The organism is Achromobacter sp. (assembly GCF_032113835.1).
GTDB lineage: Bacteria > Pseudomonadota > Gammaproteobacteria > Burkholderiales > Burkholderiaceae_B > Achromobacter.
Genome location: NZ_DAMCTG010000003.1, coordinates 111874 through 135250 on the forward strand (window position 1 = coordinate 111874; position 23377 = coordinate 135250).

Genomic DNA, 23377 nt, shown 5'->3' on the forward strand with positions numbered 1-23377 from the left:
GTGAAATACCGCGACCTTAGAGACTTCATCGCCCAACTTGAACGAATGGGCGAACTCAAACGCATAGCCGCGCCGGTATCGACGCAGCTTGAAATGACGGAGATTTCCGACCGCGTGCTGCGGGCCGAAGGCCCAGCCCTGCTGTTCGAAAACGCCCGCCACAACGGCCAGCCCGCGCAGATGCCGGTGCTGGCCAATCTGTTCGGCACGCCCGCCCGCGTGGCCCGCGGAATGGGCGCCGACGACGTCAGCGCGCTGCGCGACATCGGCGAACTGCTGGCCTCGCTGCGCGAGCCCGAGGCGCCCAAGGGCCTGCGCGACGCGCTGGCCAAGGTGTCGATGCTGAAATCCGCGCTGTGGGACATGAGCCCCAAGAACGTCAAAAGCCCGGCCTGCCAGGAAATCGTCTGGGAAGGCAAGGACGTCGACCTGAACCGCCTGCCCATCCAGACCTGCTGGCCCGGCGACGTGGCGCCGCTCTTGACGTGGGGCCTGGTCATCACACGCGGCCCCAACGCCAAGCGTCAGAATCTGGGCATCTACCGCCAGCAATTGCTGGGACCGAACAAGCTCATCATGCGGTGGCTGTCGCACCGCGGCGGCGCGCTGGATTTCCGGGATCACGCCATCGCCAATCCCGGCACGCCGTTTCCCATTGCCGTGGCGCTGGGCGCCGATCCGGCCACCACGCTGGGCGCCGTCACCCCGGTGCCTGACAGCCTGTCCGAATACCAGTTCGCGGGGCTGCTGCGCGGCTCGCGCACCGAGGTCGCGCAGGCGTTGGGCAGCAACCTGTCCGTGCCGGCGTGGGCCGAGATCGTGCTCGAAGGCCATCTGCTGCCGTCCTCGGACCCGCGCGCCATCAAGCCCGTGGTGCCTGAAGGCGTCAATCCGCCGCCCGACACCGGCTACGAAATGGCGCTGGAAGGTCCCTACGGCGATCACACCGGCTACTACAACGAGCAGGACTGGTTCCCGGTCTTCACCGTCGAGCGCATCACGATGCGCCGCAACCCCATCTATCACTCCACCTACACCGGCAAGCCTCCCGACGAGCCCGCCGTGCTGGGCGTGGCGTTGAACGAAGTCTTCGTGCCGCTGCTGCGCCGCCAGCTGCCGGAAATCGTGGATTTCTACCTGCCGCCCGAAGGCTGCAGCTACCGGCTGGCCGTGGTGTCGATCCGCAAGCAGTACGCGGGCCACGCCAAGCGCGTGATGTTCGGGCTGTGGAGCATCCTGCGCCAGTTCATGTACACCAAATTCATCGTGGTCGTGGACGAGGACATCAACCCGCGCGACTGGAAGGAAGTGGTCTGGGCGATGACCACCCGCATGGATCCGGTGCGCGACACGCTGCTGGTGGAGAACACGCCCATCGACTATCTGGACTTCGCCTCGCCGGTGTCCGGCCTGGGCGGCAAGATGGGTCTGGACGCCACCAACAAGTGGCCGGGCGAAACGAATCGTGAATGGGGCACGCCCATTGCGATGGACGCGGATGTGAAGAAACGCGTGGACGATATGTGGGGGCAGTTGGGCCTGTAGCCGGCCGCCCCTCGCGCAAACAACAAAGCCCCGGAAACGGGGCTTTGTTTTTACGGTTGGCGTCAGTCGCGGTCCCGGTCGTCATCCTGGCGCATGCCGCGCCAGACCTTCAAGAGCTGCCAGCCCACGAAGGCGCCGCCAGCCAGCTTCAGGAGCTTGCCGCGCTTGCCGCCGCGCATGAACATGGCGGACAGCGACGAGCTGATGATGGGATAACGCCGCGCCAGCGTGATGGCCTGCAAGGCCCAGCGGGACGCGCCGCCGGAAGCCAGGCCCGGCAGCATGCCGCGGATGAGCGCGCCGGGTTCAAGCCTGCGCCCGGCCGACACGATGTTCTGCGCCAGCGACTCGCGCTCGATCGCGGCGCGGGCGCGCAGCAGTTCGATGCGCACGGCGCGGTCAACGGTGGGAGATCTTTTGGACATGGTTTAGAACTCCTCGCGCCGGCGCGTCGGCGGCTCGTCGTCCGCGTGCATGTCGCGCACCCGGTCCAGCAGCTCCGCATCCCGGCCCAGCTCTTCGAGCGTGGCAGCGAACGGCGTCTGTCCGTACACGAGCCCGTGGCGCACCACCAGCAGCAGCACCACGCCGGCAACACCATAAAAGGCCGCCAGCAGGCCCAAGGCCAGATAGCGGTCTTCCGTGGGCCAGAACGCCACGGCGATGGTGATGGTGGCCACCAGCACCGCCAGCGTCAGAAATAGCAGGGCCGCAAACGCCAGGCCCAGCAGCTTGAGCAGGCGCGCCTTTTCGTCCGCGGCTTCCAGAGCCAGCAGCTCCAGCCGCGTGCGCATCAGCCCGACCAGGCTGGAGGCAACACCGAAAACAGTTTTTCGTAGACCCATGGCTGAAAGAACGCCGGGCGGCAGGCATCGGCATGAAGCCGCGCCTGCCGCCCGGACGCCCTGCCCTGTCAGCGGCGGCTGATCAGCAAGCCAAGCAGCAGGCCGGTCACGCCTGCCACCCCGATGGCTTGCCAGGGATTGTCGTGCACGTAGTCATCCGTCGCACGGGCGGCCTTGCGGCCACGTTCGAGGACGGCGTCCTGCGCTTCGTACAGGGCCTCGCGCGTGCGCCGCAGCGACGTCATGGCGCGGTCGCGCAGTTCGTTGGCCTTGTCGCCGGTGCTGCTGGCCGCTTCGCGCAGCAGGCTTTCGGCGTCGTTCAGGCTGGTCTTGACACTGTCCATGAGTTTTTCTTTTGCGACGTCTTCGGATTTTCTCGTTGCCATTTTCTGAGCTCCTGTTGTGTGTCCATGACGGAAACGATGATACCAGCCGCCTTGCGGGCGCAAACGCCCGCTTGCTACCGGGTGCTACTTGATCTGCGTAATCTCAACGGCGGATTTCACGCCGCCCTGATCGATGTCCTGCTTCATCACCAGATTCACGGCCGGGCAATACCAATCGGTGACCGTCGTGTTCATGCCGGGGATGGGAATGGTCAGGCCCTGGAACGTGGCCATCGTGGGATCCGAATTGCGCGAGTAGGTGATCGGGTGGCAGGACTGCTTGCCCAGCGCGGTATCCAGCGCGGTTTTCTGGCCGACCGTCTTTTCGCCGATGCGCACCGTGGTGCTGGGCTGACCGCCCACCGGCGCTTCCTTGCCGATCTTCAGGCGGAACGACGAGCCGGGCAGCTTCTGGCCCGCGGCCAGCTTGCCGTCGTAGGCAAAGAGGCCCAGCATGCGCAGGTCGAACTGGCCTTCGGAAGGCTTGGGCGCTTCGCCGGCGCTGGCGTAGCGCAGGAAAGTGGCCTGGCCGCCCTTGACGGTCATCAGGTAGTCGAGCTTGGACTTGCCGGGCGGCAGGCCCGCGTAGCTGAATCGGGCAACGCCCTGCACGCGCGCACGGCAGTTGTCGCCATTGCTTTTTGTAACTTCGGCGAAGGTCAGATCCGCGCCCAGCGCCAGATTGCCCGAGCCGGTCAGTTGGACGGCGCCGCCGTCGTGCATGAACTGCGCGTCACACACGCCGGCCTGCGCCGTGGCGGCCGCGCCCAACGCGCCGGCCGCAAAAACCAGGGATGCCATTTTCCGCATCGTCGTCACAAGCCACTCCAGAAATCCGAAAGCGCCGTCCCGCCTTGGGGACAGCTGGCTTGATACTACACCGGTTGCCGTGCCCGGCGTATGTCCGAACGTGTCGTCACGCCAGCACCGGCGCCGCCGGCGCTCGCGCCATCAACGCCTGGATCTCCGGCACACACGAGCCGCAACCGGTGCCGCAACCCAGCGTGTCCTTCAGCCCCGCCAGATCGCAGCCGCCTTCGATGCCTTTCAGGATGGCCGCTTCGCTGACGCCATTGCAGACGCAAATGGTGCGCGAGCGCACCGCGCCCGCGACGCGTCCCATCAGCAGCGCCGCGGTGCTGGCGGGCGCCTCGCCTCCCGCGGCCCACGCCAGCAGCGATTCCTGCGCGCGCAGGTCGCCCGTCAGCAGAAAGGCACGCAGCTCGCCTTGCCCCGGGCTGACCCGGCGCAAATGGCCGCGCGCCGGATCGTCATACGCCACATCGGGACGCCGCAGGTCCAGCGCGTCGGCCAATTCGAGGAGCACCGCGGCCGGCGGCGCCTCGCGGCTGGCGAGCCGCAGCCGGACGCCGCCCGCGCCGACCGGCAACACGACGGCATAGTCGAAACGGCGCAGCCATGGCGCCAGCCTGGCCCGCAACGCCGACGCGTCGCCCTGCCGCCACGCCGCGGCCTGCCATGCAAGGCCCGCCGGCTCGGCGCGCACGGCGCTGAATTTGAGTTCCGGCTGCCGCGATACCGGATCGGCCGCCGGATTGGTCAGCGCGTTCACCCCCAACCCGGCCATGAAGGCGCTGCCCCAGTGCATCGGCACGAAGGCCTGGCCGGGGCGCAGCGCCTCGTCCGCCTGCACCGGCAGCACCAGCGCACCGCGCCGCGACTGCAGCCGCGCCAGCGCCCCGGGCGCCAGGTCCAGACGGCGCATGTCGTCCGGATGCAGTGATACCCACGGCTCCTCGACATGCTGCGTCAACGCGCGAGCCAGCGAGGTGCGCGCCATCGTGTGCCAGTGATCGCGCAACCGTCCGGTGGTCAGTTGCAGCGGAAATTCATCGGAGACGGCTTCGGCAGTCGGCCGCCACGCGACGTCGCAGAAGCGGGCGCGGCCGCTGGCGGTGGGAAACACGCCGTCGGCATACAGGCGCGCTGTGCCTTGCCCCGACCGGTATGGCCACTGCTGCGGCCCGAGCTGCGCCAGCGCGGCGTAATCCAGCGCGCTGTAGTCCAGGTCACGGCCGGCGGTCATGCGCGCGTGCTCGGCAAAGACCTCGCTTTCATCGCGATAGGCAAACAGCGCCGCCTTGGCCGGCGCGATGCGCGCCGCCAGCCGCTGGGCGACCGCCTGCGCCAGCCGCCAGTCAGGCTGCGCATCGCCGGGCGGCGCGATGGCGGCGTGGACGCGGCTGATCCGCCGCTCGGAATTGGTCACCGTGCCGGACTTTTCGGGCCAGGTCGCCGCCGGCAACACCAGGTCGGCATGGGCCAGCGTCTCGGTGCCTGCATAGGCCTCCTGCACGATGACGAACTCGGCGCGGTTCAGCGCGGCCCGCACGCGCGCCTGATCCGGCAGCGACTGCGCCGGATTGGTCGCCGCGATCCACAGCACCTTGATGCGCCCTTCCAGCACGGCGTCGAACATGTCGAGCGCCGTGGCGCCCGGCGCATCGGGCAGGCGATCCACGCCCCACAGGCGCGCGACCTCGGCGCGGTCGGTGGCCGACGACGGGTCGCGATGGCCCGGAAGCAGGGTCGCCATGCCGCCCGCTTCGCGTCCGCCCATGGCATTGGGCTGGCCCGTCAACGAAAACGGCCCAGCGCCCGCACGCCCGATCTGGCCGGTTGCCAGATGCAGGTGGATCAGCGCCGCGTTCTTGTCGGTGCCGGCGACCGATTGGTTCAAGCCCATCGTGTACAGCGACAGCGCCGCCTGCGCCTGCCCGAACCAGCGCGCCGCCTGGACGATGTCCTGCGCCGGCACGCCGCAGAGACGCTGCGCCTCCTCGGGCGTCGCCGTCTGCACGCGCGCCCGCAGCGTCTCGAAGCCCTCGGTATGGCGCGCGATGTAGGCCTCGTCGACCAGGCCCTCGCGCAGCATCACGTGCAGCATGGCGTTGAACAGCGCCACGTCCGACCCCGGCGCGATCGGCAGATGCAGGTCGGCGAACGCCGCCGTGTCCGTGCGCCGCGGATCGACCACGATCACCTTCATGTGCGGCCGTGTGGCCCGCGCGGCTTCCAGCCGGCGGAACAGCACGGGGTGCGCGTAGGCCATGTTGGAACCGGCGATCAGCACGGTGTCCGCCAGTTCCAGGTCTTCGTAGCAGGCGGGCGGCGCGTCCGCGCCCAGCGTGCGCTTGTAGCCCGACACCGCGCTCGACATGCACAGGCGGGAATTGGTGTCGATGTTGTTGGTGCCGGCCAGCGCGCGCGCCAGCTTGTTGAAGACCGCATAGTCTTCGGTCAGCAACTGGCCCGATAGATAGAAGCCCACTGCGTCGGGCCCATGCCGGGTGATCGCGTCGGCCAGCCGGTCCGCCGCAAGATCCAGCGCCTGCGCCAGCGCGACATTTTGCAAGGGCTGGCCGCGCACCGGACGCCATTGCGCCGACAGCACGCGCGCGTCATCGCGCCGCACGGTGTCGGCCAGCGCCAGACCTTTGCTGCACAGGCGGCCTCGATTGGCCGGATGCGCATCGTCGCCCCGCACGCCAACGACCGCGCCGCCGCGCACCTGCACGCGCACGCCGCAACCGGTGCCGCAATAGCAGCACACCGACGCGACATCGCGCGCCGCTTCACTGACGATGTCAATCCGTCGCGCCATCGGCATGTCCATGTCCTACTCCCCCGCCGCTTCGCCCAGCATGAGCCGGTCGCGCAGGTCGCCGATGCCCGCGCCTTCGCGGATCAGCCGCATGTACCACGCGCTATCCGCCGTGTCGCCATACAGGCACGCGCCCACCAAGCGGTCTTCGCGAATCACCAGTTTCTTGTAGACGCCGCCCGGCATGTCGGCCAGCGTGATGGTCTCGGTCTGCGCGCCACCCGCGAAGTCGCCGGCGGAGAAGAGATCGATGCCCGTCACCTTGAGTTTGGTCGACGTGACGCTGCCCTCGTAGCGGCCGATTCCGTGCAGGGCAAGATGGTTGGCCGCGACCTTGGCCTGCTCGAACAGCGGCGCCACCAGCCCGTAGGCCGTGCCGCGGTGGCTGACGCATTCGCCCACCGCGTAGATGCGCGGATCGAAGGTCTGCAAGGTGTCGCTCACCACCACGCCCCGGTTCACATGCAGGCCGCAGCGTTGGGCCAGCGCGGTGTTGGGTCGCACCCCCGCCGCCATCACCACCAGGTCGGCAGGAATTTCCGTGCCGTCGGCAAAGCGCACCGCGCGCACGCGTCCATCGGCGCCGCCCAGAATCGCCTCGGTCTGGCGCTGAAGGAGAAACGTCAGCCCGCGTGCTTCCAGGCTTTCCCGCAGCAGCGCGGCGGCCTCGCCATCCAGCTGGCGGTCCAGCAGCGACGCGCCCAGGTGCACCACCGACACGGCCATGCCGCGCGCCGCCAGCCCGTTGGCGGCCTCCAGCCCCAGCAGTCCGCCCCCGATCACCACCGCGTGCCGGTAGCGCGAGGCGGCGTCGATCATCCGGTTGACGTCTCCGATGTCGCGAAACGCCACCACGCCCTCCAGCTCGTGACCCGGCACGGGCAGGATGAAAGGCGTGGATCCGGTTGCCAACAGCAGCCTGTCGTAAGGCGTGCGGGAGCCGTCGTCAGCCTGCACCGTACGCCGCGCGCGATCGATATCTGTCACCGTGCGGCCGCGCAGCAGCCGGATGCCGTGGCGCGCATACCAGTCCTCATCGTTCAGCACGATGTCCTGCAGCGTGCGCTCGCCGGTCAGCACGGGCGACAGCAGGATGCGGTTGTAGTTGGTGTGAGGCTCGGCGCCAAACACCGTGATGTCGTAGAGATCCGGCGCGAGCTTGAGCAGCTCCTCCACCGTACGGATGCCGGCCATCCCGTTGCCGACCACGATCAGCTTCTGCCTGGCTTGCATGACCGGACTCCTACGCGGCGGCGCGTGCCGTCGTCGCTGTCTCTTCCATCGGCGCAGGCACGACCGACAGGACCGCATTCGCCTGCGCCGCAGCCTGCGACCGCTCGGGATTGCCGTGGCGGCGATGCAGAAAGTCCACCACGCCCGCGCGGCACGCGAGATACGCCGGATCGTTGGCCAGCCGCACGCGGTCGCGCGGACGGGACAGCGGCACCGGCAGGATCTCGCCGATGGTCGCGGCCGGTCCGTTGGTCAGCATCACGATGCGGTCCGACAGCAGCACGGCCTCGTCCACGTCGTGGGTGACCATGATCGTCGTCGTGCGCGTCTTGGCCACGATCTTGAGCAGCTCGTCCTGCAGATGCGCGCGGGTCAGCGCGTCCAACGCGCCGAACGGTTCGTCCATCAGCAGCACGCCCGGCTCAATCGCCAGCGCGCGCGCAATGCCCACGCGCTGCTTCATCCCGCCGGAGATCTCGCGCGGCAGCTTGTTCTGCGCGGCAAGCAAGCCCACCAGCTCCAGCGCGGCGCGCGTGCGTTCGGCCAGTTGGGCGCGCTTTTCCGTCGCGCCGAACACCCGCTCGACCGCCAGGTGCACGTTCTGAAAACACGTCAGCCACGGCAGCAGCGAATGGTTCTGGAACACCACCGCGCGGTCGGGACCCGGACCGGTGATCTCGCGTTCGGCGCACAGCAGCACGCCGCTCGTCGGCCGGGTCAGCCCGGCGATCAGGTTGAGCAAGGTGGACTTGCCGCAGCCGGAATGGCCGATCAGCGTGATGAACTCGCCCTGCTCGACCGTCAGGTCGATATCTCGCAGCGCCACGAAGGCGCCCTTGCGGGTGTCGAAGGTCTGACCCACGCGTTCGATGCGTACGAATTTCTTCATGGCGCTAATCCTCGGTATAGGTGAAACGGCGGGCCAGCGCGACCAGCAGGGTTTCCAGCAGCAGCCCCACGATGCCGATCACGAAAATGGCGATGACGATGTGCTCGACCTTCAGGTTGTTCCATTCGTCCCACAGCCAGAATCCGATGCCGGTGCCGCCCGTCAGCATCTCGGCGGCCACGATCACCAGCCAGGCCGTGCCGATCGACAACCGCACGCCGGTCAGCATGTAGGGCAGCACCGCGGGCAGCAGCACCTTGGTCGTGACCTTCCATTCGGACAGGTTCAACACGCGCGCCACGTTCAGGTAGTCCTGCGGCACGCGCGACACGCCGACGGCGGTATTGATGATCATCGGCCAGATCGAACAGATGAAAATCGCCCAGATCGCGGCCGGATTGGCCGCCTTGAACAGCAACAGCCCGAGGGGCAGCCACGCCAGCGGCGACACCGGCCGCAAGAGGCTGACGATCGGCGAGAACATGGCGCGCACGGCGGCGTAGCGGCCGATCGCAAAGCCCACGGGAATGCCGACCAGCGCCGCCAGCCCGAAACCGATAGCCACGCGTTCCAGCGAGGCCAGCAGGTTCCAGCCGATGCCCTTGTCGTTCGGCCCGTTGTCATAGAACGGGTCCGAGAACAGTTCGACGGCCGCATGCCAGGTGACGCCGGGCGTCGGAATTTCCGGTATGCGCATCGCCACCACCTGCCATACCAGCACGAAGAGCGCAAAGCCGGCGACCGGCCCCACGACCGCCTTCAGCGCGGATTCCAGGCGTTCCCGCCACAAGGCGGCGAATGCGTCGCCGCGGTTTGTCATCGTTACGGTAGACATTGCGAGTCCCCTTTGGTGGTGGCCGTCAGACCTTGACCTTGAAACCGTCGGCATACGCCGCGGGATTGCTGCCGTCCCAGACCACACCGTCGATCAGCGTGGACGTGCGCGTTTCGCTGGCGGGCAGCGCGACGCCCGCGGCCTGCGCGGCCTGCTTGTAGACGTCGACGCGATTGATCTGGGTGGCAATCGCCTGGTAATCCGGATGCTCTTTCAGCAAACCCCAGCGCTTGTGCTGCGTCAGGAACCACATGCCGTCGCTCAGGTACGGAAAATTGGCGGCGCCGTCCGCGTAGAAGCGCATGGCGTGCGCGTCCGACCACTTCTTGCCCAAGCCATCGTCGTACTGCCCCAGCATTCGGTCCACGATGACGCCCGCGTCGGTGTTGACGTAGGACTTGGCGGCGATGGTCTCGGCCGTCTTGCGGCGGTTCTCGGGCGACGCGTCGATCCATTTGCCGGCTTCCAGGATCGCGGCGGTGACGGCGCGCGCCGTGTTGGGATTGCGGTTCACGAAGTCAGCGCTGGCGCCCAGGACCTTTTCCGGGTGATCGGTCCAGATGCCCTGCGACGTCACCGTGGTGAAGCCGATCTTGTCCATGATGGCGCGCGCGCCCCAGGGCTCGCCCACGCAGTAGCCGTCCATATTGCCCACGCGCATGTTCGCCACCATCTGCGGCGGCGGCACGGTGATCACCTTGGCGTCCTTCATGGGGTTGATGCCATGCGCCGCCAGCCAGTAATACAGCCACATCGCATGCGTGCCGGTGGGAAAGGTCTGCGCGAAGGTGTATTCACGCTTGTCGGCGGCCATCAGCTTGGCCAGCGATTCGCCATCGCGCGCGCCTGCTTCCAGCAGCTTGTTCGAAAGCGTGATCGCCTGGCCGTTCTGGTTCAGGCTCATCAGCACGGCCATGTCCTTCTTCGGACCGCCAATGCCCATGTGCACGCCGTAGACCAGCCCATACAGCACATGCGCCATATCCAGCTCGCCGTTCATGAGCTTGTCGCGCACGGCGGCCCACGACGCTTCCTTCGAGGGCGTGATCTTGACCCCGTACTTCTTGTCGATGCCCAGCACCGACGCCATCACCACGGACGCGCAGTCGGTCAGCGGGATGAAGCCGATCTTGACCTCGGTCTTTTCCGGCGCGTCTGTCCCGGCGGCCCACGCGCCAGCGCGCACCAGCGGGTCGACCAGCGAAAGCAGGCCGGCGCCGGCCACCGCGCGCGCCGTTCCGCCCAGCCATTTGCGGCGGCTGGCGTTGGCGGTCATGTCGGCGGGCGCGGAGACGGTCGAGGAACTGCGGGTCATGGGCGTCATGGAGGGTTCCTTGCGGGGTGACGGAATAAGTGGCGGCAAAAAAAAAACGTCCCGCGCGCCACGGATCTTCATCCGATGGCGCAGCGGAACGTCGTTGTCCCTGGCCGCGTGTCGCGGCGCATTGCGTCGGGCGACCGCCGTTGGCCGCCCCGTTTTCACTTAAGCAATCGCTGTGCCAGTTTTGCGCTGGACGATGAAAACCGCGCCGCAGACCGCGCGGGCGCTGGCGCTGCGGGAATTGCCCGCCGCCATTGCCGCGCCGCCGTGAATCAGGGGCGGAGCCATGTTGGTGCGCAGGCCGATGCCGCAACGCACCATCGCTGTGCGGCGCGCGCCCCGCCGACGTGCTTGCGCGCCGGCCTCCGCGCCACCCTCCACGCGCGGCAGCGATGGCATGGAACTTGCATCATGCAGAAGACAGGGGGTGTTTCATGCTGAAGGTCATGCTGCTCAACGATGGCGAAGGACGCGCGGCCTCGCTGCGGCAAACGCTTGCCGCGGCGGGCGTGCACGTGGTGGCCGAGGTGGCGCCGGGCGCGGACCTGGCGGCCAGCATCGCCCAGTCGGCCGCGGACGTGGTGCTGATCGACAGCGACGCCCCCGGCCGCGACACGCTGGAAAACATCTGTGTCGCCAGTTCGCACAGCGATCGCCCGGTCGTGATGTTCACCGACAACGACAACCGCGAGACCATCCGCACCGCGCTGCGCGCCGGCGTGGCCGCCTATGTGGTCGGCGACGTGCCGGCCGCGCGCATCGAACCGCTGCTGACCGTGGCGATCGAGCGTTTCGCCGTGGAGAAGACCCGCCGCGAGGAATTGCGCGAGGCCCAGCTCCGGCTGGCGGACCGCCAGTGGGTGGAAAAGGCCAAGGGTATCCTCATGAAAACGCGCGCCGTTTCCGAGGACGAGGCCCATCGGCTGCTGCGCGACCGCGCGATGCAGAGCCAGAAGCGGCTGGGCGAAGTCGCCCGCGAGGTCGTCGAAATGAGCCAATGGCTGGGCAGCGCCTGACGTCCGGCCAAATAAGTTATGGCTATATGAATTAAAGAAATCAAAAGTTGTGGGGATGAAAACCCGTCCCTATCATCGACCCACATTGAGCCGGGTACGCCCGAGGCTGGCATTCATGAAGCTTTTCCCGATTTTTGCCGATCTGACAGACCGGCTGGTACTCGTTGTTGGCGGCGGCGCAGTCGCCGAACGCAAGACGCTCGCCCTGCTGGAGGCCTGTGCGAACGTGGTCGTCGGCGCGCCCGAACTGACGCCCGCCCTCGCAGCGCTTGCTGCCGAGGGCCGCATCCGCCATCTGCCGGGGCCGTTCGACCCCGCCTGGCTGCAGGACGTGTGGCTGGTCGTGGCCGCCACCGACAATCGCGCCGTCAATGCCGCGGTCTCCGAGGCCGCCGAAGCGCGCCGCATTTTCACCAACGTGGTGGACGACCCCGAACTGTCGTCCTTCCAGGTGCCGTCCATCGTCGACCGGTCGCCGGTCATCGTCGCCATTTCGTCGTCGGGCGTGGCTCCCGTGCTGGCCCGCCGCATCCGCGAACGCATCGAATCACTGTTCGACCACACGTTGGGACAGCTTGCCGGCCTGGCCGCCACCTACCGCAAGCGCATCCGCGCCAGCCATCCGGACCTGGGCGCGCGCCGCCGCTTCTACGACTGGTTGCTGGACGGCCCGGTCGCGGGTTTCCTGCGCCAGCAGCAGCCCGCGCAGGCCGAGGCCGCGCTGGCCGATGCGCTGGCCTCGCCCATCGCGCCTGCCGAGGGCAGCGTCGTGCTGGTGGGCGCAGGCCCCGGCGACCCCGGCCTCCTGACGCTCAAGGCCCTGCGCGCCTTGAACGAGGCCGACGTCATCCTTTACGACCGCCTGGTCAGCGACGAGGTCATGTCGCTTGCCCGGCGCGACGCCGAACGCGTGTCGGTGGGCAAGCTGCCCGGCGAAAACCATCACGCGACGCAGGCGCGCATCCATGCGCTGCTGGTCGAACACGCGCACGCCGGCCGCCGCGTGGTGCGGCTAAAGGGTGGCGACGCGTTCATTTTTGGCCGCGGCGGCGAGGAACTGGAATTCCTGCGCGCGCACGGCGTGCGCTACGAAGTCGTGCCGGGGATCACGGCGGCGCTGGCCTGTGCGGCCTATGCCGGCATTCCGCTGACGCACCGCGAGCACGCGCAATCCGTGCGCCTCATTACCGCGCATTGCCGCGAAGACGAAGACAATCTGGATTGGCCCGCGCTGGCGCGCGAAAAGCAGACGTTGGCGTTCTACATGGGCGTGGGTCAGCTTGAGTTGCTGACGCAGCGCCTGTTGCGCCATGGCCGTTCGCCCGAGACGCCGTTTGCGCTTATCGAGAACGGCAGCCGGCCCGAACAGCGCGTGGTGTCGGGTCCGCTGGCGCGGCTGCCGGAACTGGCCCGGGAACATGCCGTCCGCTCCCCCGCCCTGCTGATCGTGGGCGAGGTCGCCGGCCTGGCGCCGACGTTGCATTGGTTCGGCCAGCACCTGAGCCAGCCGGCGGTTACGGCCTGAAAAACGCGGCCTCAGCCTTTTTGCTGCGTGCCGAAGATGCGGTCGCCGGCGTCGCCCAGACCCGGCATGATGTAGCCGTGCTCGTTCAGGCCGTCATCGATGGACGCGGTGTAGATATGCACGTCGGGGTGCTTGGCCAGCACCGCGTCGATGCCCACCGGCGCGGCCACCAGCACCAGCGCGCGGATTTCCTTGCAGCCGGCGCGCTTGAGCAGGTCGATGGCGGCGACCATCGAGCCGCCCGTCGCCAGCATCGGGTCAACGATCAGCGCCAGGCGCTGGTCCAGTTCACCGACCAGGCGTTCCAGATACGTGTGGGCTTCCAGCGTCTCTTCGTTGCGGGCCACACCCACGACGCTGACCTTGGCGCCCGGAATCAGGCTCAGCACGCCGTCCAGCATGCCGATGCCGGCGCGCAGGATGGGCACCACGGTGACTTTCTTGCCGGCGATCTTCTCGACCTCGACCTGGCCACACCAGCCTTCCACGGTGGCAGGCGCCAGCGGCAGGTCCTTGGACGCTTCATACGTCAGCAGCGCGCCCACTTCCTGCGACAGTTCACGGAAGCTCTTGGTACTGAGGTCGGCGCGCCGCATGATCCCGAGCTTGTGGCGGATCAGCGGATGGCGGATTTCGTGCACGGGCATGTGCGTAACTCTCCAGAGTATTTGTTGGTCAGAATTCTTTTGGCCTCAGGCGGACTGGGCTAGGCGCGGCGCGCTTGCCTTTCACGGTCGCGAGGCTCACGGGAGGATCGTAATCGTTTTAAGCCCGCCCCGCCGCCGGGCCGCCCCAAGGCGGGGCAGCCCCCTTGGGGGGCAGCTAGCGCACAGCGTGCGCGCGGCGTGGGGGCCCACATTCATTGTTCGGCGAGCCAGGAGATCAAGGCGTCGTCGAAAGCTCTCACGGCGCCTGCTTGCTCATGGTTGACGATGCTGACAACCACATAGCGCTTGCCGCTCGCCCCCAACACGTAACCCGCGATCGAGCGCACGTCGCGCAGCGAGCCGGTCTTCAGATGCGCCATGCCGAGCGTGCCGTTGCCCTTCAGGCGGCGGCGCACCGTCCCGTCCACGCCGGCAATGGCGAAGGACGAAATGTATTCCGGCATCACCGGCGAATTCCAGGCCACGGTCAGCATCGACGCCAGGCTGTCCGCCGACACCCGGGCCTCGCGCGACAGGCCGGCGCCGTTGTCGATGACCAATTCGGGCATGTTCAGTCCCTGCTTGGCCAGGAGTTGCTTGGCAACCTCTTCGCTGCTGCCCACGGTGGCCGGACGGCGGCCGCGCTCGGCGCCCAGCGTCAGCAGCAGGGTGCGCGCCATGACGTTGTTGCTGCGCTTGTTGATCTGGCGGATGGCCTCGGCCAGCGTCGGCGAATCATGCGAGGCCAGCACCACTGCGTCCGCCGGCACCATGCCGGACCGGACCTGTCCCTTGAACGTGCCGCCCAGCTCCTTCCAGAGCATCCGGAAGACTTCGGTGGCGTACTCGGGCTGCGACAGCGCCAGGCGGTACAGGCTGAACTCGCCGCAGGAGCCCGCCACCTTGCCGTTGACGCGAATGGTGACCCCTTGCTGGGTGATGACGGGATCGGTCGTGACCACCGGCGGCCCCGGGCAGCGGACGTCGCTCCATTCCACCTGGCCTTCGATCTTCAGGCCGGGCAGCGGCGGGTCGATCAGCGGCACCCACTTGTTGGCGACCGGGTCCGGCGTGAACAGCAGGCGCAGCGCGCCAAAGCCCACCATCAGCGCGTCCGGACTGGCGTTATAGGCCCGGTCGGGCGCGCCATCGAACGCGCCGGGGTCGATCGACACCTGGCCGAAGATGCTGCGGTCGATCACCAGGTCATTGATCTGCTTGACCCCGCGCAGCCGCAGCTCGCGCAGCAGCGTCCACAGATCCTGCATCAGAAATTGCGGGTCGCCCCCGGCGCGCAGGTATAGCGGACCGGTGAGCACGCCCTTGGCGTCGGGGCGCGAGCCGGGCGCCGTCATGAACTCGGTGCGCCAGACGTAATTGGGACCCAGCTCGGACAGCGCGGCCCAAGTCGTGACCAGTTTCATCACGGAGGCGGGATTGCGGCCCTCTTTGGCGTTCAGCGCCACCAGCCGCGGGCCGCCGACCTCCTGCACCACCAGCGACAGCGAGCTGTCGGGCAGCTTGCTGGCTTTCCAGGCCTTCACCACGTCGGGCGGCAACCCGGGAACCTGCGCAAAGGCGGCGCTGGCGGCCAGGGCCAGGACACCGCCGGCCAGCCATTGCTTCAGTCCGCCCACCCGCCCGATCGCTTGTCCCGTCATGCCTCGCCCACCTGGTTGCTCGTCCAGCAAAACCGAGAGCATACAAAACCTGGAACGGTTACGGGCGGTGCGCGACGGTCCCGGGCGCCTTTGGCTGGGTATTTATTTGCGCCAGGCGCCGATCCGCCCCTATTAACCGTCCCCTTTACAATATGCGGTTGCCCCGAGCCCGCCCAACCGGCATGGCTCGTCCTTTGCGGGGCCGATCCCATTGCTCCAGATATCCGCGTGACCCAGTCCTTCACCGTTTCCGACTTCGACTACGAACTGCCGCCCGAGCTCATCGCGCAGACGCCGGCCGCCGAGCGCACGGGCAGCCGCCTGCTGCACCTGGACACCGCCAGCCAGCTGCATGACCGCCAGTTCGCCGACCTGACCTCCCTGCTGCGGCCGAACGATCTGCTGGTGTTCAACGACACCCGCGTCATCAAGGCGCGCCTGCCCGGCCACAAGATCACCGGCGGCAAGATCGAGGTGCTGGTCGAGCGCATCACCGAACCCGACCGCGTCCTGGCGCACGTGCGTGCCAGCAAGTCGCCGGGCGCCGGCATGGTGCTGCGCCTGGCCGACGCCTTCGAAGCCACGGTGCTGGGCCGCGAAGGCGAACTCTTCGACATCCGCTTCCCCGGCCCCGTGCTCGATCTGCTGGACGCGCATGGCGCCACGCCGCTGCCGCCGTACATCACGCACGCAGCGGACGCGGGCGACGACGACCGCTACCAGACCGTCTACGCGCGCGAACCGGGCGCGGTCGCCGCCCCCACGGCCGGCCTGCATTTCGACCAGCCCACGCTCGAGCGCCTGGAGGGCCTGGGCGTGGCCCGCGCCTTCGTCACCCTGCACGTGGGCGCCGGCACCTTCCAGCCGGTGCGCGTGGACAACCTGGCCGACCACGTCATGCACGCCGAATGGTTCACCGTGCCCCAGGCCACCGTGGACGCGATCGCCGCGGCCCGCGCCAAGGGCGGGCGCGTGATCGCCGTCGGCACCACCAGCGTGCGCGCGCTGGAATCGGCCGCCGCGCAGACCGAGGGCCGCACCGCCCCCGGCGTCCCGCTGGCCCCCGCCCAGGGCGACACGCGCCTGTTCATCACCCCCGGCTACCAGTACCGCGTCGTGGACGCCCTGGTCACCAACTTCCACCTTCCCCAGTCGACCCTGCTGATGCTGGTGTCGGCGCTGGCCGGCGTCGAGCCCATCCGCCGCGCCTACACCCACGCCGTCGCCGCGCGCTACCGCTTCTTCAGCTACGGCGACGCCATGTTCATCGAAACCCCTGCCCAATGACCGGACTCAACTTCGAACTGCTCGCCACCGACGGCGGCGCCCGCCGCGGCCGCATCACGCTGAACCACGGCGTGGTCGAGACCCCCATCTTCATGCCGGTCGGCACCTACGGCAGCGTCAAGGCGATGATGCCGCACGAGCTCAAGGACATCGGCTCGCAGATCGTGCTGGGCAACACCTTCCACCTGTGGCTGCGTCCGGGCACGGAAATCATGGAAAAGCATGGCGGCCTGCACGGCTTCATGCAGTGGGACAAGCCCATCCTGACCGACTCGGGCGGCTTCCAGGTGTTCAGCCTGCAGGGCATGCGCAAGATCACCGAGGAAGGCGTCAAGTTCGCCTCGCCCATCGACGGCGCCCGCCTGTTCCTCACACCCGAGGAATCGATGCGCATCCAGCGCTCGCTCAATTCCGACATCGTCATGGTGTTCGACGAGTGCACGCCCTATGAAATCGACGGCCGCCCCGCCACGGTCGAGGAAGCCGCCCGCTCCATGCGCATGTCGCTGCGCTGGGCTCGCCGCTCGCGCGACGAGTTCGATCGTCTGGGCAATCCGAACGCGCTGTTCGGCATCGTGCAGGGCGGCATGTACGAGTCGCTGCGCGACGAATCCCTGGCCGGACTGCAGGACATCGGTTTCCACGGTTACGCGATCGGCGGGCTGTCGGTGGGCGAGCCCAAGGAAGACATGATGCGCATCCTGGCGCACGTGACGCCCAAGCTGCCCGCCCAGGCCCCGCGCTACCTGATGGGCGTCGGCACCCCCGAAGACCTGGTCGAGGGCGTGAGCCGCGGCGTCGACATGTTCGACTGCGTCATGCCCACCCGCAACGCCCGCAACGGCTGGCTGTTCACGCGCTTTGGCGACGTGAAGATCCGCAATGCCAAGTACCGCGACGACACCCGTCCGCTGGATCCGAGCTGCAGTTGCCACACCTGCGGCAATTTCTCGCGCGCCTACCTGCACCACCTGCAGCGCGCCAATGAAATCACCGGCGCGCGCCTGAACACGCTGCACAACCTGCACTTCTATCTGACTATCATGAAGGAAATGCGCGAGGCCATTGCGGAAGGCCGTTTTGACGCCTGGCGCGCCCAATTCGCCGCGGACCGCGCCCGCGGCATCGAGTAGCCGGATAAAAAAGCCCCGCCAGGGGCTTTTACCGGCAGGTTTCGCCCCCATTTGACCGGGCAGGCCGCCGCTGCAAGCGGAAGCCGCCCTGGCGCCTGGGATGACACCCTAGTTAAAGGCTGGCGATAACCTCTATACAATAGTCGGCTTGCCCTATCCATGGCTCGCGCGGGGATGGGCGCATTAAAAACATAGCGATAAACCCAAACAGACTCAAACGCAGGAGAATTCAATGTCCGTTATCGATACCGCCAGCCTCGTCGTGGCCCAGGCCGCCGCCCCCGAAGGCAATGCGCTGATGGGCATGCTGCCCATCATCCTGATGTTCGTGATCCTCTACTTCCTGATGATCCGTCCGCAGATGAAGCGCCAGAAGGAACACCGCAACCTGATCGCGGCCCTGGCCAAGGGCGACGAAGTCGTCACCGCCGGCGGCATGCTCGGCAAGGTCACCAAGGTCAACGACAGCTACGTCACCGTCGAAGTCTCCGAACTGGCCGACAAGCCCGTCGAAGTCATCATGCAGAAGTCGTCGGTGTCGACCGTTCTGCCCAAGGGAACCATCAAGGCCCTGTAAGCGTCCCAGAAGAGCCCCAACGGGGCTCTTGTCCTTGAAGGCGCCTACCGCCGCCCGCCGCGCTCACCCGCTCGGGCGGCCCTTTCATCTCTTTAAATGAAGTAGCCGGCAATGAACCGCTATCCCCTCTGGAAGTACATTACGGTCCTGGTCGCGGTCCTCATTGGCCTGCTGTACACGCTTCCCAATTTCTACGGCGAATCCCCCGCCGTTCAGGTGTCCAGCGCCAAGGCCACGGTCAAGGTCGACACCTCTGTGCTGGCCCGCGTGGAACAGATCCTGGCCGACGCCAAGATCCCGAACGAAGGCGCCTATTTCGAATTGAACGGCACGCTCGGCACCGTGCGCGCCCGCTTCCCGTCGACCGACGTGCAGCTGCAGGCCCGCGATCTGATCGAAAGGTCGCTCAACACCGTCCCCGGCGACCCGCAATACACCGTGGCGCTGAACCTGCTGCCCGCCTCGCCGCCCTGGATGCGCGCGCTGGGCTGGTTCGCGCCCAAGCCCATGTATCTGGGCCTGGACCTGCGCGGCGGCGTGCACTTCCTGCTGCAAGTCGACATGCAAGGCGCCCTGACCGCCCGCTACGACTCGCTGTCCGCCGACGTGCGCTCGGTGCTGCGCGACCAGAAGATCCCCGTGGCCGGCGTTGAACGCTCGGGCATGAGCATCGCCGCCACCTTCGCCAACGCCGACGACCGCGACCGCGCCATCTCGACGCTGCGTTCGCGCCTGCCGGACCTGGAATTCACCGAACGCGAAGAAGGCGGCAAGCAGTTGCTGCTGGCCGCCCTGAACCCGGCCGCCGTCACCCGCGTGCAGGATTCCGCGCTCAAGCAGAACATCAACACGCTGCATAACCGCATCAACGAACTGGGCGTGGCCGAACCGGTCATCCAGCAACAGGGTTCGGACCGCATCGTGGTGCAACTGCCGGGCGTGCAGGACGTGGCCAAGGCCAAGGAACTGCTGGGCCGCACCGCCACGCTGGAAATCCGCATGGTCGACGACTCCCCCGCCGCGCAGTCCGCGCTGCTGGGCGGCAGCGTCCCGTTCGGCCTCGAACGCTACAACGACCGCGACGGCCGTCCCATCCTGGTCCGCCGCCAGGTCATCCTGACCGGCGAAAACCTGCAGGACGCCCAACCCGGCCGCGATTCGCAGACCCAGCAGGCCGCCGTCCACCTGACGCTGGATTCCAAGGGCGCCCGCATCTTCCGCGACGTCACCCGCGACAACATCAACAAGCGCATGGCCATCCTGCTGTTCGAAAACGGCAAGGGCGAAGTGGTCACCGCGCCGGTCATCCGCGGCGAAATCGCGGGCGGCCAGGTGCAGATCTCGGGCAGCATGTCGTCCGAAGAGGCCGCCGACACCGCGCTGCTGCTGCGCGCCGGCGCGCTGGCCGCACCGATGTCCATCATCGAGGAACGCACCATCGGCCCGAGCCTGGGCGCCGACAACATCTCGAAGGGCTTCTACTCGACGCTGTACGGCTTCCTGGCCATCGCCGCGTTCATCATCATCTACTACCACCTGTTCGGCGTGTTCTCCACGATCGGCCTGACGCTCAACGTGCTGATGCTGCTGGCCCTCTTGTCCATGCTGCAGGCCACGCTGACGCTGCCCGGCATCGCGGCTATCGCGCTGACACTGGGCATGGCCATCGACTCGAACGTGCTGATCAACGAGCGCATACGGGAAGAGCTACGCGCGGGCGCCACGCCCCAGCAGGCCATCCATCACGGCTTCGAACGCGCGTGGGGCACGATTCTTGACTCGAACCTCACCACGCTGATCGTGGGCCTGGCGCTGCTGGCCTTCGGTTCGGGCCCGATCCGGGGCTTCGCGGTGGTTCACTGCCTGGGCATCCTGACCTCGATGTTCACATCTGTCGTGGGCGTGCGCGCGCTGGCCAACCTGTACTACGGCCGCAAGAAGAAGCTCACCTCGATCTCCATCGGCGAAGTCTGGAAGCCGAAGGCAAACTGAAAATAGGGCGGACGGCCCGGGCCGTCCGCCACAGAAAAGAACCGAAGGCGAAAAATGGAATTTTTCCGGATTCACCGCACCATCCCGTTCATGCGCCATGCCCTGGTGCTGAACATCATCAGTCTCGTCACGTTCCTGCTGGCGGTCTTCTTCATCGTCACGCGCGGCTTTCACCTGTCGATCGAATTCACCGGCGGCACGGTCATGGAAGTCAACTACGCCCAGACGGCGCAGCTTGAAAACGTGCGCGGCGTGGTCTCCAAGCTGGGCTACACCGACTTCCAGGTCCAGAACTTCGGCACCTCGCACGACGTCATGATCCGCCTGCCCCTGCAGGAAGGCCAGACGTCCGCCACCCAAAGCGAAACCGTGATGGCCGCGCTGAAGGCTGCCGACTCCGGCGTGGAACTGCGCCGCGTCGAGTTCGTGGGTCCGCAGGTGGGCCAGGAACTGCTGCACAACGGCCTCATGGCGCTGCTGGTCGTCGTGATCGGCATCATGGTCTACCTGGGCTTCCGCTTCGAATGGAAGTTCGCGGTGGCCGGCGTCATCGCCAACCTGCACGACGTGGTCATCATCCTGGGCTTCTTCGCATTCTTCCAGTGGGAGTTCTCGCTGGCGGTGCTGGCCGGCGTGCTGGCGGTGCTGGGCTACTCCGTGAACGAATCCGTGGTCATCATGGACCGGATCCGCGAGAACTTCCGCAAGTACCGCAAGGCGGACGTGCACGAAGTCATCAACAGCGCCATCACGCAGACCATCTCGCGGACCATCATCACCCACGGTTCGACCCAGATGATGGTGCTGGCCATGCTGTTCTTCGGCGGCCCCACCCTGCACTACTTCGCCATGGCCCTGACCATCGGCATCTGGTTCGGCATCTACTCGTCGGTGTTCGTCGCCGCCGCGCTGGCCATGTGGATGGGCGTCAAGCGCGAAGACCTGATCAAGCCGGTCAAGAAGGAAGGCGAAGAAGGCGAAGTCGCCTGATTGCCAGCCTGCTGATATGCAAAACCCGTCGCTTGCGACGGGTTTTGCTTTTGTAGTTCAGGCGGCGCCTCTGAGCGGATCCCTTGTAAGTATTCGGGCACGGAAATCCACGGATTCGTTACCATGCCCCTCATGAAACTCACCATCGACCACCTCGTCATCGCCGCCCCGGACCTCGCCAGCGGCACCGAATATGTCGCCGGCCTGCTCGGCATCGCCCCGCAGGGCGGCGGGGCGCATCTGCGCATGGGCACCCATAACCGGGTGCTGGGCATGGCGGATGGGGTGTACCTGGAAGTCATTGCCATCGATCCCGACGCGCCGGCGCCTGATCGCCCCCGCTGGTTCGGGCTGGACCAGGGCGACATGCGCGCGCGCATCGAACAGGGGCCATTCCTGGCCCATTGGGCCGCGCGCGTGGAGGCGCCGCTGGACCTGACGCACATGCAGGCCGAGCACCCCGACCGCCTGCCGCCCGCCATCGCCATGACGCGGGGCGATCTGCGCTGGCGTCTGACCGTGCCTGACGACGGCAGCCTGCCGGCGTGGCGCGAAGCCGGCTACGAGGCCGGCGAGGGCCTGCTGCCTACGCTGATTCAATGGGACGTGGCAAACACCCCGGGCGCCACCCTGCCGCGCCAGCCGCTGCGGTTGCTGCGCCTGACCGGCTGCCATCCCCGCGCCGCGCTGCTGCGCCAGGGCCTGGCCTGGATGGGCGCGGACAGCCTGATCGACGTCGAGCAGGCCGACGGCTCGCCCCGCCTGCGCGCGCAGATCGAAACGCCGTCCGGGATCAAGCTGCTGACCTGACGGCTGCGGCTCGTCCATGGCCTGACGCCTTGGATCCATGCGTTTCCTGACGCCATGGATTCATCCGTCCCTATGCACAACGCCAAGTGTCCAGGCCATTCACCGGACGAAAAAAAACCGCGGGATGATCTGCCTCCCGCGGTCTTCTCCAGCGCCAAGTGTTGCCTTAGCCTTTCTTCCACCAGCGCCACGGCGTGCGCAGCGGCCATTGGTACTTGCTGCACAGCACGCGGGGGGCCAGGTAGTGGCCGACCAGCACGGCAATTCCGGCGGCGGTCATCACGTCCGACAGGTAGTGATCCAGGTTCACCAGGCGGCTGATACCCACCAGCGCCGCCAGCAGCAGGAACACCCAGCGCCAGCGCGGCGCCAGAATACCCAGCACCACCGCAACGGAGAAGGCGGCGTAGGTGTGGCTGGACGGAAAGGAATTGAACTGCTGGGCGCGCGAAAACGACTCGCCTAGCCCGTAGATGCCCTGCTCGAAGAACAGCTCGGGCCGCGCCCGGGCCACGGTGCGCTTGAGCACCAGCACCACCAGCCCGCCGACCGCCATCGTCGACAGCATCAGCAGGCTGCCGCGCGCCATGGCGGAATAGCTGACACGCAGCGGATTGCGCCATCCACGCGCCAGGCCCACCAGGCCCACCACGTAGAACGCCAGCGCCATGACGATGTAATGGCCGCTTTCGCCCAGCTCGCCCACCCATTCAAAGGATTGGTCGACGCCTTCCGACACCGATTTCTGGATCCAGATGGCCAGCGGCAGGTCGACCCACAGCGCGCACGCCGCGGCGGCCAGCGCCAGCGCGCACGCCAGCAGCGCCCACACGGAGTTGGGATAGGGATTACGGTACTCGTCCTGGACAGCGGCGCCGGTCCCACCAGCGAGGGAGGGAGCGGCTGCCGGAGGCGTAAGGCGATTGGAATTCATCGGTGCCGCTCGGGAGAAAAAAGGGATTTTACCGGCGCCTGCGGGCGCGCGGACCGCTATCGTAACGGCCAACGCGCGCGCGTCCAAGAAACAATTCTTGGGCAAGGGTTAAAATCCGCCCTTTCC

The 23377-nt window shown here is 67.3% G+C and carries 21 protein-coding genes and 1 pseudogene; 9 read left to right on the forward strand and 13 right to left on the reverse strand.

From position 1 onward, the window contains the following. On the forward strand, positions 1–1545 hold the full coding sequence (gene ubiD, locus RT697_RS02330; RefSeq protein ID WP_313696811.1) for a 4-hydroxy-3-polyprenylbenzoate decarboxylase: 1545 nt from the start codon (positions 1–3) through the stop codon (positions 1543–1545). A 62-nt stretch (positions 1546–1607) separates the two neighbouring features. Here ubiD and RT697_RS02335 read toward each other — a convergent pair whose 3' ends face one another. From RT697_RS02335 to RT697_RS02380, 10 genes and pseudogenes are all read right to left on the reverse strand, one after another. Next, positions 1608–1970 carry a hypothetical protein gene (locus RT697_RS02335; RefSeq protein ID WP_313696812.1) on the reverse strand — a complete coding sequence of 121 codons (363 nt, stop codon included), beginning with the start codon at positions 1968–1970 and terminating at the stop codon, positions 1608–1610. A gap of 3 nt (positions 1971–1973) precedes the next feature. Continuing rightward, positions 1974–2390, reverse strand: coding sequence for a phage holin family protein (locus RT697_RS02340; RefSeq protein ID WP_313696813.1), 417 nt, complete (start codon positions 2388–2390; stop codon positions 1974–1976). Positions 2391–2458: 68 nt separating this feature from the next. After that, the gene (locus RT697_RS02345) at positions 2459–2776 is read right to left on the reverse strand and encodes a YqjD family protein (RefSeq protein WP_105240220.1); all 318 of its coding nucleotides are present in this window, start codon (positions 2774–2776) and stop codon (positions 2459–2461) included. 84 nt (positions 2777–2860) lie between these two features. Then, positions 2861–3586, reverse strand: a complete 726-nt coding sequence (locus tag RT697_RS02350) for a hypothetical protein (protein ID WP_409517392.1) — start codon at positions 3584–3586, stop codon at positions 2861–2863. A gap of 106 nt (positions 3587–3692) precedes the next feature. Continuing rightward, positions 3693–6413 (reverse strand): molybdopterin-dependent oxidoreductase, encoded by a 2721-nt coding sequence (locus RT697_RS02355; protein WP_409517393.1) that lies wholly within the window; start codon positions 6411–6413, stop codon positions 3693–3695. 12 nt (positions 6414–6425) lie between these two features. Continuing rightward, a pseudogene (locus RT697_RS02360) lies at positions 6426–7634 on the reverse strand (NAD(P)/FAD-dependent oxidoreductase); the annotation flags it as partial. Positions 7635–7644: 10 nt separating this feature from the next. Beyond that, positions 7645–8523, reverse strand: a complete 879-nt coding sequence (locus tag RT697_RS02365; RefSeq protein WP_313696816.1) for an ABC transporter ATP-binding protein — start codon at positions 8521–8523, stop codon at positions 7645–7647. Positions 8524–8527: 4 nt separating this feature from the next. Continuing rightward, the gene (gene ntrB / locus RT697_RS02370; RefSeq protein WP_313696817.1) at positions 8528–9358 is read right to left on the reverse strand and encodes a nitrate ABC transporter permease; all 831 of its coding nucleotides are present in this window, start codon (positions 9356–9358) and stop codon (positions 8528–8530) included. Between the two features lie 25 nt (positions 9359–9383). Beyond that, entirely contained in the window at positions 9384–10682 is a 1299-nt protein-coding gene (locus RT697_RS02375; RefSeq protein WP_313696818.1) for a CmpA/NrtA family ABC transporter substrate-binding protein, read from the reverse strand. A gap of 159 nt (positions 10683–10841) precedes the next feature. Next, complete coding sequence (locus tag RT697_RS02380) at positions 10842–11078, reverse strand: hypothetical protein (protein WP_313696819.1); 237 nt, start codon at positions 11076–11078, stop codon at positions 10842–10844. Positions 11079–11113: 35 nt separating this feature from the next. On the opposite strand from RT697_RS02380, the gene RT697_RS02385 reads away from it, so the two are divergent. Both RT697_RS02385 and cysG read left to right on the forward strand, forming a co-directional pair. Beyond that, on the forward strand, positions 11114–11695 hold the full coding sequence (locus RT697_RS02385) for an ANTAR domain-containing response regulator (RefSeq protein WP_191576028.1): 582 nt from the start codon (positions 11114–11116) through the stop codon (positions 11693–11695). A gap of 115 nt (positions 11696–11810) precedes the next feature. Continuing rightward, positions 11811–13220, forward strand: coding sequence for a siroheme synthase CysG (gene cysG / locus RT697_RS02390; protein WP_313696820.1), 1410 nt, complete (start codon positions 11811–11813; stop codon positions 13218–13220). Positions 13221–13231: 11 nt separating this feature from the next. On the opposite strand, the gene upp is transcribed toward cysG, so the two are convergent. Next, entirely contained in the window at positions 13232–13867 is a 636-nt protein-coding gene (gene upp / locus RT697_RS02395) for a uracil phosphoribosyltransferase (RefSeq protein ID WP_175124539.1), read from the reverse strand. 212 nt (positions 13868–14079) lie between these two features. Next, the gene (dacB, locus tag RT697_RS02400) at positions 14080–15528 is read right to left on the reverse strand and encodes a D-alanyl-D-alanine carboxypeptidase/D-alanyl-D-alanine-endopeptidase (RefSeq protein ID WP_313696821.1); all 1449 of its coding nucleotides are present in this window, start codon (positions 15526–15528) and stop codon (positions 14080–14082) included. A 228-nt stretch (positions 15529–15756) separates the two neighbouring features. On the opposite strand from dacB, the gene queA reads away from it, so the two are divergent. The 6 genes from queA to RT697_RS02430 all read left to right on the forward strand — a co-directional run bounded on the left by queA (position 15757) and on the right by RT697_RS02430 (position 22317). Further along, positions 15757–16815, forward strand: a complete 1059-nt coding sequence (gene queA / locus RT697_RS02405; protein WP_313696822.1) for a tRNA preQ1(34) S-adenosylmethionine ribosyltransferase-isomerase QueA — start codon at positions 15757–15759, stop codon at positions 16813–16815. Beyond that, positions 16812–17948 carry a tRNA guanosine(34) transglycosylase Tgt gene (tgt, locus tag RT697_RS02410; protein WP_313696823.1) on the forward strand — a complete coding sequence of 379 codons (1137 nt, stop codon included), beginning with the start codon at positions 16812–16814 and terminating at the stop codon, positions 17946–17948. The genes queA and tgt overlap by 4 nt, the downstream gene beginning before the upstream one ends. A gap of 232 nt (positions 17949–18180) precedes the next feature. After that, a complete protein-coding gene (gene yajC / locus RT697_RS02415; RefSeq protein ID WP_054451553.1) occupies positions 18181–18525 on the forward strand; it encodes a preprotein translocase subunit YajC in 345 nt (114 codons plus the stop codon). Positions 18526–18636: 111 nt separating this feature from the next. Further along, entirely contained in the window at positions 18637–20517 is a 1881-nt protein-coding gene (secD, locus tag RT697_RS02420; RefSeq protein WP_313696824.1) for a protein translocase subunit SecD, read from the forward strand. 54 nt (positions 20518–20571) lie between these two features. Beyond that, positions 20572–21507, forward strand: a complete 936-nt coding sequence (gene secF / locus RT697_RS02425; protein ID WP_056326612.1) for a protein translocase subunit SecF — start codon at positions 20572–20574, stop codon at positions 21505–21507. Between the two features lie 132 nt (positions 21508–21639). After that, a complete protein-coding gene (locus RT697_RS02430; RefSeq protein ID WP_313696856.1) occupies positions 21640–22317 on the forward strand; it encodes a VOC family protein in 678 nt (225 codons plus the stop codon). A gap of 166 nt (positions 22318–22483) precedes the next feature. On the opposite strand, the gene RT697_RS02435 is transcribed toward RT697_RS02430, so the two are convergent. Further along, a complete protein-coding gene (locus tag RT697_RS02435) occupies positions 22484–23251 on the reverse strand; it encodes a phosphatase PAP2 family protein (protein WP_313696825.1) in 768 nt (255 codons plus the stop codon). Between the last annotated feature and the right edge of the window lie 126 nt (positions 23252–23377).

Excerpts from the sequence above, each read along its gene's own strand:
- RT697_RS02335 (WP_313696812.1), bottom strand. The coding sequence starts at position 1,970 with ATGTCCAAAAGATCTCCCACCGTTGACCGCGCCGTGCGCATCGAACTG.
- RT697_RS02340 (WP_313696813.1), bottom strand. The coding sequence starts at position 2,390 with ATGGGTCTACGAAAAACTGTTTTCGGTGTTGCCTCCAGCCTGGTCGGG.
- RT697_RS02345 (WP_105240220.1), bottom strand. The coding sequence starts at position 2,776 with ATGGCAACGAGAAAATCCGAAGACGTCGCAAAAGAAAAACTCATGGAC.
- RT697_RS02350 (WP_409517392.1), bottom strand. The coding sequence starts at position 3,586 with ATGCGGAAAATGGCATCCCTGGTTTTTGCGGCCGGCGCGTTGGGCGCG.
- RT697_RS02355 (WP_409517393.1), bottom strand. The coding sequence starts at position 6,413 with ATGGACATGCCGATGGCGCGACGGATTGACATCGTCAGTGAAGCGGCG.
- RT697_RS02365 (WP_313696816.1), bottom strand. The coding sequence starts at position 8,523 with ATGAAGAAATTCGTACGCATCGAACGCGTGGGTCAGACCTTCGACACC.
- ntrB (WP_313696817.1), bottom strand. The coding sequence starts at position 9,358 with ATGTCTACCGTAACGATGACAAACCGCGGCGACGCATTCGCCGCCTTG.
- RT697_RS02375 (WP_313696818.1), bottom strand. The coding sequence starts at position 10,682 with ATGACGCCCATGACCCGCAGTTCCTCGACCGTCTCCGCGCCCGCCGAC.
- RT697_RS02380 (WP_313696819.1), bottom strand. The coding sequence starts at position 11,078 with ATGCCATCGCTGCCGCGCGTGGAGGGTGGCGCGGAGGCCGGCGCGCAA.
- RT697_RS02385 (WP_191576028.1), top strand. The coding sequence starts at position 11,114 with ATGCTGAAGGTCATGCTGCTCAACGATGGCGAAGGACGCGCGGCCTCG.
- cysG (WP_313696820.1), top strand. The coding sequence starts at position 11,811 with ATGAAGCTTTTCCCGATTTTTGCCGATCTGACAGACCGGCTGGTACTC.
- upp (WP_175124539.1), bottom strand. The coding sequence starts at position 13,867 with ATGCCCGTGCACGAAATCCGCCATCCGCTGATCCGCCACAAGCTCGGG.
- dacB (WP_313696821.1), bottom strand. The coding sequence starts at position 15,528 with ATGACGGGACAAGCGATCGGGCGGGTGGGCGGACTGAAGCAATGGCTG.
- tgt (WP_313696823.1), top strand. The coding sequence starts at position 16,812 with ATGACCGGACTCAACTTCGAACTGCTCGCCACCGACGGCGGCGCCCGC.
- yajC (WP_054451553.1), top strand. The coding sequence starts at position 18,181 with ATGTCCGTTATCGATACCGCCAGCCTCGTCGTGGCCCAGGCCGCCGCC.
- secD (WP_313696824.1), top strand. The coding sequence starts at position 18,637 with ATGAACCGCTATCCCCTCTGGAAGTACATTACGGTCCTGGTCGCGGTC.
- secF (WP_056326612.1), top strand. The coding sequence starts at position 20,572 with ATGGAATTTTTCCGGATTCACCGCACCATCCCGTTCATGCGCCATGCC.
- RT697_RS02430 (WP_313696856.1), top strand. The coding sequence starts at position 21,640 with ATGAAACTCACCATCGACCACCTCGTCATCGCCGCCCCGGACCTCGCC.
- RT697_RS02435 (WP_313696825.1), bottom strand. The coding sequence starts at position 23,251 with ATGAATTCCAATCGCCTTACGCCTCCGGCAGCCGCTCCCTCCCTCGCT.